This is a genomic window from Streptomyces sp. NPDC039424 (assembly GCF_055639495.1).
The window spans coordinates 1-13,716 of record NZ_JBVKAI010000011.1; the positions used below are offsets into that span (position 1 = coordinate 1).

Annotated in this window: 13 protein-coding genes and 1 pseudogene; 7 read left to right on the plus strand and 7 right to left on the minus strand. The window is 73.2% G+C overall.

Annotation, left to right across the window (positions count from 1 at the left end; genetic code table 11):
• Positions 1-576, minus strand: a pseudogene (locus tag ACZ7L0_RS25520) (alpha/beta hydrolase); the annotation flags it as partial.
• A 231-nt stretch (positions 577-807) separates the two neighbouring features.
• Here ACZ7L0_RS25520 and ACZ7L0_RS25525 point away from each other — a divergent pair.
• A complete protein-coding gene (locus ACZ7L0_RS25525; RefSeq protein ID WP_471244870.1) occupies positions 808-1,125 on the plus strand; it encodes a DUF3040 domain-containing protein in 318 nt (105 codons plus the stop codon).
• A 42-nt stretch (positions 1,126-1,167) separates the two neighbouring features.
• Here the strand turns inward: ACZ7L0_RS25525 and ACZ7L0_RS25530 are convergent, their stop codons facing one another.
• Complete coding sequence (locus ACZ7L0_RS25530) at positions 1,168-2,538, minus strand: cytochrome P450 (protein ID WP_471244871.1); 1,371 nt, start codon at positions 2,536-2,538, stop codon at positions 1,168-1,170.
• A 200-nt stretch (positions 2,539-2,738) separates the two neighbouring features.
• On the opposite strand from ACZ7L0_RS25530, the gene ACZ7L0_RS25535 reads away from it, so the two are divergent.
• Together ACZ7L0_RS25535 and ACZ7L0_RS25540 are read left to right on the plus strand one after the other, a co-directional pair.
• Positions 2,739-3,206, plus strand: a complete 468-nt coding sequence (locus tag ACZ7L0_RS25535) for a pyridoxamine 5'-phosphate oxidase family protein (RefSeq protein WP_471244872.1) — start codon at positions 2,739-2,741, stop codon at positions 3,204-3,206.
• Positions 3,203-3,844 (plus strand): GNAT family N-acetyltransferase, encoded by a 642-nt coding sequence (locus ACZ7L0_RS25540; RefSeq protein ID WP_471244873.1) that lies wholly within the window; start codon positions 3,203-3,205, stop codon positions 3,842-3,844. The genes ACZ7L0_RS25535 and ACZ7L0_RS25540 overlap by 4 nt, the downstream gene beginning before the upstream one ends.
• Before the next feature lie 26 nt (positions 3,845-3,870).
• Here ACZ7L0_RS25540 and ACZ7L0_RS25545 read toward each other — a convergent pair whose 3' ends face one another.
• The 3 genes from ACZ7L0_RS25545 to ACZ7L0_RS25555 all read right to left on the minus strand — a co-directional run bounded on the left by ACZ7L0_RS25545 (position 3,871) and on the right by ACZ7L0_RS25555 (position 5,897).
• The gene (locus ACZ7L0_RS25545) at positions 3,871-4,686 is read right to left on the minus strand and encodes an SAM-dependent methyltransferase (protein ID WP_471244874.1); all 816 of its coding nucleotides are present in this window, start codon (positions 4,684-4,686) and stop codon (positions 3,871-3,873) included.
• Between the two features lie 97 nt (positions 4,687-4,783).
• Complete coding sequence (locus ACZ7L0_RS25550; RefSeq protein ID WP_471245103.1) at positions 4,784-4,996, minus strand: DUF397 domain-containing protein; 213 nt, start codon at positions 4,994-4,996, stop codon at positions 4,784-4,786.
• Between the two features lie 25 nt (positions 4,997-5,021).
• Positions 5,022-5,897, minus strand: coding sequence for a helix-turn-helix domain-containing protein (locus ACZ7L0_RS25555; RefSeq protein ID WP_471244875.1), 876 nt, complete (start codon positions 5,895-5,897; stop codon positions 5,022-5,024).
• A 323-nt stretch (positions 5,898-6,220) separates the two neighbouring features.
• Between ACZ7L0_RS25555 and ACZ7L0_RS25560 the strand changes: the two genes are divergently transcribed.
• The 3 genes from ACZ7L0_RS25560 to ACZ7L0_RS25570 all read left to right on the plus strand — a co-directional run bounded on the left by ACZ7L0_RS25560 (position 6,221) and on the right by ACZ7L0_RS25570 (position 10,199).
• The gene (locus ACZ7L0_RS25560; protein WP_471244876.1) at positions 6,221-6,808 is read left to right on the plus strand and encodes an ATP-binding protein; all 588 of its coding nucleotides are present in this window, start codon (positions 6,221-6,223) and stop codon (positions 6,806-6,808) included.
• 276 nt (positions 6,809-7,084) lie between these two features.
• Positions 7,085-7,705, plus strand: coding sequence for a DedA family protein (locus tag ACZ7L0_RS25565; RefSeq protein ID WP_471244877.1), 621 nt, complete (start codon positions 7,085-7,087; stop codon positions 7,703-7,705).
• Between the two features lie 25 nt (positions 7,706-7,730).
• Positions 7,731-10,199: a helicase associated domain-containing protein gene (locus ACZ7L0_RS25570; protein WP_471244878.1), complete on the plus strand. Its 2,469-nt coding sequence runs from the start codon at positions 7,731-7,733 to the stop codon at positions 10,197-10,199.
• A gap of 19 nt (positions 10,200-10,218) precedes the next feature.
• On the opposite strand, the gene ACZ7L0_RS25575 is transcribed toward ACZ7L0_RS25570, so the two are convergent.
• Positions 10,219-10,677 carry a flavodoxin family protein gene (locus tag ACZ7L0_RS25575; protein WP_471244879.1) on the minus strand — a complete coding sequence of 153 codons (459 nt, stop codon included), beginning with the start codon at positions 10,675-10,677 and terminating at the stop codon, positions 10,219-10,221.
• 128 nt (positions 10,678-10,805) lie between these two features.
• Here ACZ7L0_RS25575 and ACZ7L0_RS25580 point away from each other — a divergent pair, with 128 nt between their 5' ends.
• Positions 10,806-11,474, plus strand: coding sequence for a lipoprotein (locus ACZ7L0_RS25580; protein ID WP_471244880.1), 669 nt, complete (start codon positions 10,806-10,808; stop codon positions 11,472-11,474).
• A 43-nt stretch (positions 11,475-11,517) separates the two neighbouring features.
• Here the strand turns inward: ACZ7L0_RS25580 and ACZ7L0_RS25585 are convergent, their stop codons facing one another.
• Entirely contained in the window at positions 11,518-13,596 is a 2,079-nt protein-coding gene (locus tag ACZ7L0_RS25585; RefSeq protein WP_471244881.1) for a DUF1996 domain-containing protein, read from the minus strand.
• Between the last annotated feature and the right edge of the window lie 120 nt (positions 13,597-13,716).

Consider the following 13,716-nt stretch of genomic DNA (forward strand, 5'->3'; position numbering starts at 1 on the left):
TAGAAGAGGACCTGCTGGACCAGCGGGACGTCGCCGCGCTCCTTGGCCATGAGAGTCAGGGCGGCCGTCATGTTGCCGCCCACGGAGTCACCGGCGACCGCGATGCGGGTGGCGTCGAGGTGTGCCCGGCGCCGTCGGTGGCGACCCAGCGGGCGACCGCGTAGTTCTGCTCGATCGCGACCGGGTAGCGGGCCTCGGGCGAGAGGCCGTACTCGGGGAAGACGACCGCGGCGTTCGCACCGACGGCGAGCTCGCGCACCAGGCGGTCATGGGTGTGGGCGTCGCCGAAGACCCAGCCCGCGCCGTGGATGTAGAGGATCACCGGCAGTCGCCCGGTGGCCCCCGCCGGGCGGACGATGCGGGCGCGGACCTCGCCGGTCGGGCCGCCGGGCACGGTCACCCACTCCTCGTCGACCGCGGGCTTGGCGATCTCCCCGGACTGCACCTCGTCGACCGCCTGCGCCCCTCGGCCGGACCGAGGTCGAAGAGATACGGCGGGTTCGCGGAGGCGTCGGCGAAGGCCTGGGCGGCGGGCTCCAGGACGGGGCGGGTGGGGGTGGGAGCGGTGTCCGTCATGGCGATCTCCTCGGCCGCGCAGCTGTATTGTGCGCAATTAAGTCGTGGCGAATGATTGATGGGGCTCGGGGCTCGGGACGACAGAGCCCTCCCTCTCCATGAGAAACGCGTGGGGCGGGCGCCGCATCGCGGGACATCGGCACGCGGGCCGCCGGAGCCACGCCGACCTCCGTTCCCGACGGACTCCGGGCAGTGGGGCATCGGACGCCGTACTCGGGGCACCCGCTCGTCATGAACGACCGGAGTCACTCGGATGATGTCGAACTCACGGCCCACGAACGGATCGCCCTGCTCCGTATGGAAGCGGAGCTGCGGCGCGACCGGCGTCTCGCCCGCCGGATGACCGCCTCGCGCCCCCGGGTGTGGTTGCCCCTGGCGGCCGCCGTCCTGATGTGCGGGTCGGTCGTCCTCGGCGTCCTGGGCATCCGCACTTCGGACCCGGCCATGGTGTGGGGCTTCGCGGCGCTCTGGCCGCTCGCCCTGCTGACGGCCTTCCGGCTGGTCTCCCGGGGAAGCGGGAAGAGCGATCGCGACACCCCCTGGGCGTGACGCCGGACCGGCCGGGGCCGAGGGGCACTCAAGAGGTACCGCTCACGCGGCCACGTCCTGCCCGAAGGCGTCTCGCGGGCGCGGGGTCATCACCAGGGTCCGGGGCCGTACGGTGGCCCGGGCCACGGGCCGAACCGTCTGACCCGGGGCGAGTTCCAGCTTCCAGCGGCGCAGCATCGTGGCGAGGGCCGTGATCAGCTCGGTCATCGCGAACCGGTCGCCGATGCACTTGTGCTTGCCCGCGCCGAAGGGGACGAACGCGCCCGGCGGCAGCGTCTGGTCGCCGTCCAGCCAGCGGTCGGGGTCGAAGGTCAGGGGCGCCGGGTAGAACGCCGGGTCGCGGTGCAACGCGTGCTGGCAGTAGGCGAGTTCGGTTCCCGCGGGCAGGGTCCAGGCGCCCAGACGGGTCTCCGTCATCGTGCGGCGGGTGACGAGCCATCCGGTGTGGTGCAGCCGCAGGGCCTCCGTGATGACCCGCTCCAGAACGGGCAGGCGCGTGATGTCGTCGAAGGTGACCGGACGGCCGCCGAGCACCTCGTCGAGTTCGGCGAGGACCCGGGCTTCGACGTCGGGGTGGCGGGCGAGTTCGTACAGCACCCAGGACAGCACCGTGGCCGTGTTCTCGGTGCCGGCCAGCGCCAGGGTGAGGATCTCGGAGCAGACCTGCTCCTCGGTGAGCGGGCGGCCGGTCGTCTCGTCCTCTGCGCGCAACAGCATGGACAGCATGTCGCCGGTGTCGTGCCCGGAGGTCTGCAGGGCGGCGATGGCACTGCCGATCGTGGCCCGCACACCGTCGCGGGCACGGCGGAAGCGGCGGTTGAAGGCGAGCGGCAGGCGCTCCACCCAGTCCGGCAGCATCACCCGTACCCCGACACTGTCCAGCACCACGGACAGATCCTCGCGCAGCCGGCGGAACGTGGCCGCGTCCAGGCTGCCGGAGAAGACGGTCTTGACGAGCATGTCGAGGGACAGCTTGATCATCGACTCGCGGACGTCCAGGGGCCGACCGGGCGTCCATGCCCCGATGGTGGCCTCAACCTCGCCGCGCATGACCTCGACGTAGCGGGCGATCTCGGGACGTCCGAAGGCGGGCTGGAGCTGGCGCCGCTTGCGCACATGGTCCTGTCCGGCCACGGTGACCACCGACTCGCCGAGCAACTGGCCCATCTTCTCGAAGAACCGGCCCTTGTCCAGGCTCGGGCCGAGGTCCGTGAGCATCGTGCGGATCAGTGCCGGGTCCTGCACCACGATCGTGCGGGTGCCCGGCTGGAGGGTGATCTCGACCAGGGGACCGTACTTCTCGCGCAGCGACGCGATGAAAGCGAGGTTGTCCCGCCAGAGCTGTACGGCGTGACCCAGCAGCGGGAGCGAGCCCGCCGCCCTGGGGATGGGGGGAGGCGCAACGAGCGTCACGGGTGTCATGCTCCCTTCAAGAAGATCATGGCACGACTATGCCTTCCCTCCCCCGCCTCACCGGCAATCCGGGGCGATCTGTGTCCTGCGCCACGCCGCTCGGCGGGCGGCCCTGAGGGCACTCGGCCCGTCCCCCTCGGTCCGCAGCCGTAGGACCAGCGCCCGAGGCGGCGCGGCCCAGGGGTCGGTAGCGTCACCGTATGAAGATCACCGGGGAGCCGCGCGACGCCGGGCAGCGGCGGCGTGACGTGCTGGAGAAGCTGGGGACGGGGACGGACACCTGGGTGGCCACGGCCGGAGCGGACGGGCTGCCGTGCCTGGTGCCGCTGTGGTTCCTGTGGGACGGAGCGGCGGTGTGGCTGTCGACCAGGATCACCAATCCGACGGGACGCAACCTGCGCGACACCGGCCGGGCCCGCCTCGCGCTCGGTGACACCCAGGACGTGGTGTTGATCGACGCCTCCGTGGAGACCTTCACCGCCCAGCAGGTGCCGGCCGCCACCGCGGACGCCTTCGCCCGGCGGTGGGGCTGGGATCCGCGCGAGGACCACCCCTCCTACGCGTACTTCAGGGTGCTTCCGCAGGCGATCCAGGCCTGGCACGGGGAGCACGAGCTCAAGGGGCGGCACGTGATGCGCGCCGGGGAGTGGACCGGAGAACGAGCATGAGCCCGGCCTTGGCCGACATCCTGGACGCCGCCGCGCGGGGCCACTTCCCGCCGCCCGACGGCGGTACGACCGTGGTGCCGCAGCCCAGCCACCGCGATGCCGGAGTACTCGCCCTCACCGCGCACTCGGTCGTGTTCACGGACGAGGACCCCGAGTGGGTGTACGACACCCTGGCCGCCGTCGACTGCGACGCGCTGGCGGCCACGATGAACCCGCGGTTCCTCGCGGCGTTCCTGGAGCGCACCGGACGGTCCACGGACACCATCGACCTGCTCACCGTGGCGAGCGCGCTGCCCGGTGAACCACCGCTGGTGCTAAGGGAGTTGGCCGACCCCGGCCATCCGCGGGTGGCCCTGGCGCGCGAACGCCGGGACGACGTGCGGGTCTGGACGGCCGACGGCGGGACGGTCGTCCTCGGCCGGGGCGTGGCCGGTCGCTGGGAGACCGCGGTCGAGGTCGACGAGGACGCGCGCCACCGGGGACTCGGCCGGGCCCTGGCCACGGCCGCGCGGCATCTCGTACCGGACGGCCGGCCGGTGTGGTCGCAGCAGGCCGCGGGCAACGCGCGCAGCGTGCGCGCCTTCCAGGCGGCCGGGTACCGGCCGGTGGGTGCCGAGGCGCTGCTGATCGCGCCGTAGACACCGGCCGGCCGGCCCCGCCCGGGTCACGGCTTGCGGGCGACCGCCCCGTACATCGCGATGTCCTCGTCGCGGATGTCCTTGTCCCCCGTGCCGTCCGGGTGCCACTTGTGCACCTGGACGATGCCCGGCTCGACCAGTTCCAGGCCGTCGAAGAACTCGTGGGCCTCGTCGAGGGTGCGCAGCCGCATCGGCATGTTGCGGGCCGCGTACTCGCGGGCGACGCGGCCCACCTCCTCGGGCGCGAAATCGGCGGTACCGATGGACATGGCCAGGTAGCTGCCCGAGGGCAGCGGCTCCAGCAGGCGGCGCACGACGCCGACCGCGTCGTCCTCGTCGAGCATGAAGTGCACGATGGCGATCACCGTGAGCGCGACCGGCTTTCCGAGGTCGAGGGTCTCACGCAGTTCGGGGGCGTCCAGGATGGCCGCCGGGTCGCGGAAGTCGGCCTCGATGTACGAGGTCTTCCCCTCCGGCGCGCTGGCCAGCAGACCCTGGGAGAGGGTGAGGACGATGGGGTCGTTGTCCACATAGACCACCCGGGACTCGGGGGCCACCGACTGGGCGATCTCGTGGAGGTTCGGGGAGGTGGGGATGCCGGTGCCGATGTCCAGGAACTGGCGCATGCCCGCCTCCTCGGCGAGCCAGCGCACCGCGCGGTTCATCCAGTCGCGGTTGGCGCGCATATGGACGGGGAGGGCGGGCCACTCCCGGGACATGGCGTCGCCCGCCTCCTTGTCGGCGGGGTAGTAGTCCTTGCCGCCCAGGATGTAGTCGTAGATCCGGGCGGAGTGGGCGTTCTCGGTGTCGATGCGGTCGGCCGGCCATCCGTTGTCGGGCAACGCCGTGTCTCCCATTCGAGTCGGGGAAGTCATAAGGGTCCGGAGCGGATCCAGGATGCGGGGAAAACGGGGCAACGCTCGGCAGAACAAGGGGAGTTCACAGGAGGAAGTCCGCGTCACCCGCCTTCACGCCCGTCAGGAAGCGCGTCATCTCGCGCGGGGTGAAGACCAGCGCCGGCCCGTCGGGGTCGGTGGACTGGCGGACGGCGACACGGCCGTCGGCGAGCTTCTTCACTTCCACGCAGGCGCCCCCGGCGTCGTCGCTCCACGGCTTGGTCCAGCCGCGCGCGCCCAGGTCCCGGGACGGCATGCCGTTGCGTATGTGGTGGTGCACGTCAGAGCTCCTTGCGAATCGAACCGAGCAATGCCTCGGTCTTCTTGGCGGGCGCCGCCTGGGCGCCCAGCCGGTCCAGGGCCTCGCGGTACACCACGACGTCGTCGCCCTTGTCCAGGTAGACGGCGCCGACCAGGCCGCTGAGGTAGACGATGTCGGGCAGTTCGGGGGCCCGGAACCGGAAGACGTGGTACGCGCCGGCCCGCATCGCCGGATGCGGGCCGTTGGCGAAGGGCATGATCTGCAGGGTCACATGGGGCAGCCGGTTGAGGTCGATCAGGTGGTCGATCTGGGCGCGCATCACGCCGGCGCCGCCGACCGGCCAGCGCAGCACCGTCTCGTCCATCACCACCCACAACCGCGGCGGCGCGTCCCGCGACAGCAGTTCCTGGCGACGCATGCGCAGCGCGACCCGGCGTTCGGTGGCCTGGCCGGAGGCGTGCGGATTGCCCGCGCCCAGCAGGGCGTGCGCGTACTCCTTGGTCTGCAGCAGCCCGTGCACGAACTGGTTCTCGTAGGCGCGGATCTGCAACGCCGCCTGCTCCAGGCTGAGATAGGCGGCGAACCAGTCGGGCATGACGTCCCGGTAGGTGTGCCACCAGCCGCGCTTGTTGGCCTCGCGGACCGACTGCAGGAAGGTGTCGATCTCCTGCTGGTCCCGCACACCGTAGGTCTGCAGCAGCTTCTCGGCGTCCGCCAGCCGGAGCCGGGCCACCTTGGCGGCCTCCATCCGGCGGATGGTGGAGTGGCTGACCCCGATCGCCGCGCCCGCCTGCTCGTACGTCAGACCGGCCCGGGTCCGCAGCTCCTCCAACTGTCTGCCGAGGATCATGCGCAGGACGGAAGGGGCGCCGCCCCAGTCGGTCTCCGCGGTCACGCCTTACCCCCTCACACCGTCGGCTGCAGGGTCACCGTCTCACGTGATCGCTTTCACAGGCTCACTCGATCTTTTATCGCCGGGAGCAGCATGCACGTGGCTACTTGCAAATTTCAACTTGCCGGTTGCGAGCCGTTGTTGGCAGGTGCCACAGTGGACTCACTGCTCCGGCCGACGAAGGAGCAGGCGGAACAGCCCAGTCGGGGGAGACCGGGCTGGGGTCCGGCGCCGCCGCGCCCGGGTCGCCGTCTGCGTCCCCGCGCGGCCGGTGGACGCGAGACCAGCACCCCCCACGACGCGAGCCGGACGAAAGGCGTACGGCGATGCCCCCGCCCTCCCTCCCCCACCCCCTGCACCGACCGCGCTCGTCGCAGGCGGCGCGCTCCACCCGACCACCCGGAGGCGAGCACACCGGTCGACTCCCTGGGCCCGACGGCCCCGACCGGCTCGCCTCCGGGGCCGAACCGCCCCACCGGACGCACGCGTTCGTCCTGCCAGCCGTCCCCGCGTCGGTCGCACCGGCCCGCCGCAGCGTGCGCGAGGCGCTGACCGGCTGGGGCATCGACGGCGACGCGGCCGACGGCGCCGTCCTCGTCACCTCGGAGCTCGTCACCAACGCGCTCACGCACTCGGCCAGCGACCGGATCGTGTGCCGGCTGCACGCCACCGCCGGGCGGCTGCGGGTCGAGGTCGAGGACCAGGACCGCGGCTCCTCACGTCCGGCGCCCCGGCGACCGGGCCCCGACGACCAGAGCGGCCGCGGGCTGCTGCTGGTCGAGGCACTGAGCACCGACTGGGGAGTGACGGGCCTCCCCCACCGGTCCGGGCGCGTCGTCTGGGCCGAGCTCGCCACGGACCCTGACGCCCCCGGTAACACCCGCCCCGCGCCGGCCTCCCCTCCGGCGCCGTAGCCCCACGCTCGCCCGGCCCACCCCCACTCGGCCGAAGGACACCCCGCTGATGATCCGACCGCCAAGCACCGCCCCGTACACCCCCTGTTCCGCTCTCCTCCCCGTCCCCCCACCGCCCCCGGCGCACCCCGGCGTCCGCATGGCCGACCCGTCCTGGACCCGGACCCGCCCCAAGCCCGGCCCCGACCACCCCCAGCAGCGTTCCGGGCCCGCGTCCTGACAGCCGGACGGTGACAGCGCGTCAGCACGGCCGGGCGGGGTCGTACGGTGGAGGGCATGGCCCCTCCGATTCCGGGTCCCCTGGCCCACCTGGCGCCGCTGCTCAGCCACTACGGTTACTGGGCCGTCGGTGCCGTGGTCCTCGTGGAGGACTTCGGGGTCCCCGCTCCGGGCGAGACGATCCTGATCGCGGCGGGCGTGTACGCCGGGGCGGGCCGGCTGAACATCGTGGCCGTGGCGGTCATCGCGTTCGCCGCGGCCGTGCTCGGGGACAACGTCGGCTATCTGATCGGCAGGTCCGGCGGCCGGGCCCTCGTCCACCGGTGGGGCCGGTATGTGTTCCTCACCCCGGAACGCTTCCACGCGGCCGAGGAGTTCTTCACCCGGCACGGCGGCAAGGTCGTCACCGTGGCCCGGTTCGTCGAGGGGCTGCGGCAGACTGGCGGCGTCATCGCGGGGACCACCGGCATGCCCTGGCGGCGCTTCTCGGCGTTCAACGCGCTCGGCGCGGCCCTGTGGGTCGGCCTGTGGACGACCCTGGCCTACGTCGCGGGCACCCACATCGACACGATCTACGACGAGATCAGCCGCTACCAGCTCTACGTGCTCCTCGCCCTCGGGGTCCTGGCCGCCGCGTTCCTCGCCCGCCACCTGCTGCGCCGCCGGCACCAACGCTGACGCGGGCGGCGCTATCGTCGTCCCCGTGAGACTCCGTCCCCACCAGCGCGAGGCCGTGGACGCCGTGGTCCGCGCGCTCGAACCGCTGGCCGGCGCGTCCCTGCCCCCGCGGGGGCTGCGGACCCAGGTCGTCATGGCCACCGGCTCCGGCAAGACCCTCGTGGCGGTCCGCGGCGCCGAGGAGCTGCGCGCGGGCCGGGTGCTGGTGCTGGTGCCGTCGCTGGACCTGCTCACCCAGACCGAGGCCGCCTGGCGGGCGGGCGGACGTACGGGGCCGGTGATCGGCGTGTCCTCGCTGCGCGGGGACCAGGCCCCCTTCCCCAACACCACCGACGCGGGCGAGCTGGCCGCCTGGGCGCGGCCCTTCGACCGGGTCACCGTCTTCGCCACGTACGCCTCGCTCGGTCTCGGCACCCTGGAGCGGGCGCACGCGGCCGGGCTGCCGAGCTGGGACCTGATCGTCGTGGACGAGGCGCACCGGACCTCGGGACGGATCGGCAAGCCGTGGGCGGTCGTCCACGACAACGCCCGGATCCCGTCGCTGCGGCGGCTGTACATGACCGCCACCCCCCGGCTGTGGCAGCCCGACGAGGAGACCGGGCAGGGGGCGCCCGGCGAGCTCGTCGCCTCCATGGACGACGACCCCGAAGGCCCGTTCGGCGCCCGCTGCCACACCCTCACCCTGTCGGAGGCGATCGACCGCGGGATCTGCGCGCCCTACCAGGTGGTGTGCGTCGACGTCACCGACACCCAGCTGCAGGCCGCGCGGCTGCTCGGCATCGAGGGCCGCACGGACGAGATGCGGGGCGCGCGGCTCGCCGCGCTGCAGGCCGCGCTGCTGAAGGCGGCGCGCGAGGAGGGGCTGCGGCGCACGCTCGTCTTCCACCACCTGGTCCGGGAGGCGGAGGCCTTCGCGGCCGGGCTCGGCGAGGCCGCGGCCCGGTTGCACGCCGCCGAGCCCCGGCGGTACCCGCGCACGGTGTGGGCCGACTGGCTGTGCGGCGACCATCCGCCCCCGCACCGGCGCCGGGTCCTGGACGCGTTCGCCCGGCTGAAGACCGCCGACGGGGCCCGGGCGCGCCGGGCCTTCCTGAGTTCGGTACGGGTCCTCGGGGAGGGCGTCGACACCCGGCACTGCGACTCGGTGTACTTCGCCGACGTACGCGGCTCCATGCCGGACCTCGTCCAGGCGGTGGGGCGCGCCCTGCGCATCCGGCCCGGTGAGGGCAAGACGGCGTCGCTGGTGGTGCCGGTGCTGCTCGGGCCGGGCGAGACACCCGACAACATGCTCAGCAGCAGGGCGTACGCGGGGCTGGCCAGGCTGCTGGAGGCGCTGCGCGCCCATGACGCGCGGATCGTGGAGCGGCTCGCCGAACCGCAGGCGCCGAGCCGGGCCCCGAAGGGCCGCACCCTCGCCGAGGAGGAGGACGCCGAGCCCGGTCCGTCGGGCGTGAGCGCCCCCGCCAGGGCGCTGCTGAAGTTCTCCACCCCGCGCGACCCGGCGCAGCTGGCCGCCTTCGTCGAGCTGCGCGTGATCAACCCCGAGCACGCCCACTGGCGGCGCGGCGTCGAGGCGGCCACCCTGTACGCCCGCGCCCACGGCGACCTGCGGGTGCCGTTCACCTTGCGGGTGCCCGGGGGCGAACGGGCCGAGGCCGACGGGTGGCCGGCCTCTCTCGCGGGCTTCCCCCTCGGGCAGTGGATCGCCGACGCCCGCCGCTTCCACGCGCGCGGCAGCCTCGACGCCGACCGGGTCCGCCAGTTGGAGCGGCTGGGCATGGTCTGGTCGCACTTCGACGTCGCCTGGGAGGAGGGGCTCGCCGCGGCCCGCGCCTGGGCCGCCGAGCACGGTCACCTCCTCGCCCCGCACGACGCGACCCACCAGGGCTTCAAGGTGGGCATCTGGCTGAAGAACCAGCGGGCCGCCGCCCGCAGGGCCGCCGAGGACCCGACGGCGGAGGCGGCCCCCGGCGCGCTGTCCGAGGAACGCCGGGAGCGGCTGGAGGAGATCGACCCCGCCTGGTGTCCCGCCTGGCCGGTGGAGTGGCAGCGCCGCTTCCACCTCACCCGGCTGCACCTGGCCGAGGGCGGGCGGCTGCCCCTCGCGCCGGGCGGGACCGTGCGCCAGGGCGAGGACCTCGGCCGGTGGGTCCGCGCGCAGCGCCTCGGCTGGGACGGGCTGACGGCGGGGCAGCGGTGGCTGTGCGAGCACGTGCTGGGCATCGAGCCGGCCGCCGAGGAGGAACGGCCCGGACCGCGTACGTCCCACGCCGACAAGTGGGCGGTGAACCTCGCCGCCGCCACCCAGTTCTACCGGCGTGAGGGCCATCTGATCGTGCCGCGCAAGCACGTGGAGACCGTCGCCCCGGCCGACGGCGCACAGGAGCGGCAGGTCAGGCTGGGCGCCTGGATCAGCAACCAGCGTTCCCGCGCCGCCACGCTGACGCCGGAACGGGTCGAGCAGCTGTCCGGCATCGGCATGCGGTGGACGTAGCGCGGACCTCGCTTCCCGTTCAGGGCATGTCCATCAGACCCGCGGCGAGCGTCGCGCCCAGCTCCCAGCACGCCTCGACGTCGGCCTTGCCGGGCTCGCCGGTCACGGTGACGGGGTCGGCCGCCCGCCGCCAGCCGAGGCCCGTGGTGATCGTCTCGATCGCGCGGAGCGCGCCGGTGACGTCGCTGCCGCCGTGCACGTACGAGCCGAAGGGCCGGCCGCGCGTCTCGTCCAGGCAGGGGTAGTAGACCTGGTCGAAGAAGTGCTTGAGCGCGCCGGAGATGTAGCCGAGGTTCGCGGGTGTGCCGAGCAGGTATCCGTCGGCGGCGAGCACATCGGACGCGGTGGCGGACAGGGCCGCGCGGCGCACCACGCGGACCCCCTCGATCTCGGGGGCCGTCGCCCCGGAGACCACGGCCTCCAGCAGGGCCTGGCAGTTGGGCGAGGGGGTGTGGTGGACGATCAGCAGGGTGGGCACACCCCGCACCCTGCCCGGCGCGCCGTCCGGCCGCAAGGCCGGTCCTCCGTCCGGGCCCCGTATATCGCTTACGACCGTGTCGATGCCCTCGGTTACAGTGTCCGACCTGGACAGAAGGGGGTACGGAAGTGCGGGTCGAGGTGGGGGCTGTGCGCGGCAGAGTGGCGCAGGTGCTGTTGCTGGCGGCGGTGTTGGGGGGCTGTGCGGAGTCGACGGACGGGGAGGGGGACGCGAAGGCGTCCGCCGGCGCGTCGGCGACGAGCGCGACCGCCGAGAAGGGCGGCAGTGTCGGTGCGGCCGGTTCGGCCTGCGAACTGCCCGTCAGCTTCGACGTCGCGAAGAGCTGGAAGGCGAAGGCCGTCGACGCCGGAAAGTCCACGAGCGGCTCCGACGACGACCTGGCCGCCGACATCGCCGACGCGCTGCTCCATCAGGGCCCCGTCACCGCCGCCTGCGAGATCGACGCCAAGCCCGCCGGGAACATCGGCTTCCTGCGGGTCTGGAAGGGCGAACCGGGCGACGCGGACGCCCGGGCCGTCCTGCGGGCCTTCGTGGCGGCGGAGGACAACACGAGCAAGGAGACGTACCGCGCCTTCAAGACGGGCGGTGTCTCCGGCGTCGAGGTCGAGTACGTCTACACCAGCAAGCTCCTCGACGAGTCCAAGCAGGAGTGCGCCTTCGCCGTCACCACCCCGGACGGCCCCGTCGTCGTGCACCTCGGCGGGTTCGACACCGAGGAGCACGAGGAGATGCTCCCGGCGTACGAGCTGGCGAAGCGGACCCTGCGCATCGCCTGAGACCGCCGCCGGCGCCCGGTGTGCACCGGGCGCCGGTCCGGCGTCACCTCGAAGCGCGACCGCCGCGGCGCAGCACGACGAAGCCCGCGATCAGGAGCAGTGCCCCGAGCGCTCCGGGCCACAGGTGCGCCCCCGTCTCGGCGAGGCCCCCCTGGACCTCCTGGGGTTCGGTCTGCGATGCCGCTTGTGCCGCGTCGTTCGGCGGTTGCGCAGGCGCGGCCGTCGGTGCGGCGGCGCCGGACGACTCCGCCGCCGCGGTGGCCGGGGTTTCCTCGGGCGCGGTGGACCGGTCGGCCTTGTCGCCCTTGTCGGCGGTCGTGTTGCCCTTGTCGCCGTGCGAGCCGTGCCGGGTCGGTGCGGCCGTGGCGTTGCGGGTGGAGGACGTCGTCGTGTAGACCCGGGGCGCCTTGGTGGACGGGGCGGGGGCGGCGGGGGTCTCGGGGTCGTTCGCCGGTTCCGTGCTCGGCGCCTGCGAGGACGGGGCCTCGGACGTCGGCTCCTCAGCCGTCGGCTCCTCGGCCGTCGGCTCCTCGGCCGTCGGCTCCTGCGAGGGCTGTCGCGACGGTTCCTGCGAGGGCTCCTCGGAGGGCTGCTCTCCCCCACCGTTCCCGGGGTTCGGCTCCTCGTCGGCGCCGCAGGTGCGGCCCGAGTTGATGCAGTCGACCATGTCCCGCATCAAGCCCTCGTCGAAGACGTTGATGAAGTCGCCGTGGTCCGTGACCGGCTTGTGCAGCTGCTCCGGGAAGGAGTCCACGGCGAACAGCGGAGTGGTCCGGCCGCCGTCCTGGAGGCTGGGCGCGGCGACGTCGTACACGATGCGCTGCACCAGCTGCGGAATGGCCTGGAAGCCCTCCGGGCACTTGCCCTCGGGGTCGGCGAAGGCCACGTGGGTGCGGTGGTTGGCGCTGTCGATGTTCCGGCCGTCCCAGCAGCTCTGGAACCTGAAGGTGCGCACGACGTCGCTGCCCGAGGGGCACAGCGGGTACTTGTCCTTCAGCTGCCGGTCCTCGAAACCGGTGCAGCTCCAGGAGGCGTTGGCGTTCGCGGGGCCGTTGACGAAGGCCTTGGCGTCCCCGGTGATGATGCGCAGCAGCCGGGGCATGGCCGTGACCTTGCCGCGCGGGCTGCCCTCGAAGGTCAGCGTGACCTCCTTGGGCGTGACGATCTGACCGGCGTTGCCCTCGGTGCCGCCGCCGGGAGCGTCGGCGTCGCGTTCCTCGGTGCCGTTCTGCAGACGCAGCACCGGCCAGTAGTACGAGGACTTGTCACCCTGGTCCACGCAGCTCGTGTCGCCGTTCGCCAGGTCCTCGTCGCTGGCGAAGGCGCTGTTGGCCTGGTTGCCGACGTAGTCGTGGAAGTGGTGGGCGCCGTTGGTGACGCCGGGCGCGACGATCACGTTGTCCGAGTTGAACAGGCCGTTCGCGTTGACCCCGCAGCTCGAAATGAAGCTGCCGCGCGAGGCGTCGTCCTGCGCGGGCGGCGTCTGGGCGTTGGGCTGGACGCCGGTGATGTCCGCGTAGTCGGCGGCCACGGGGCCGTTGCCGCCCTGGCCGGCGTTGCCGTTGCCGCCCTGGTCCTGGTCGCCGCCGCCCTGGTTCTGGTCGCCCTCGGCCTGGCCGCCCTGCTCGCCGTCGCCCTGGTCGGCGGGCGGGCGCAGGGTGCACGCGGCCTGGTCCTCCAGGCCCTGCGGGCGGTCGCCGGCGCGGTCGATGGCGGCGGCGATGCGCTCGATGGTCGCGGTCCGCTTCTCCTTCAGCGGATCCATGATCGTGCCGTCGGCCGACCCCGGGTCCTGCTGGATCTCCCGCGCCGACGCCTGGAGTTGCTGGTAGGCGGCCGCGACCTGCTGGTCCAGCAGCGCGAGTTCGCGGTCGACGTCCGCCCTCGCCGGGTCCGGCACGGAGGTCAGGCGGCTGCCGACGTCCGGGCAGTCGATGGTGGCCGAACCCTGGCCCCAGCCGCTTCCGTCCCGCCGCACCTGGGCGTCGTCGCCCGTGCCGCCCTCGGTCGCCGACGCGTAGACGTTCGCCGCGACCAGTCCACCTCCGCCCAGCATCAGCGCGACCGCGGCGAAGGTCGCGCGTCGTGCGCCTGTCGGGCGTCTGCGCTTGTTGCGTCCCAAGGTAGTACTCCCGCACCTCATGGCCGGCCGGCATGGCAAGCCCCCGTCCCATACGGAGCCGGACGCGGGTGTGTTCAAGCGCCCCGGGGATTCATCGTGAATTCACAGGTTCGGGGGACG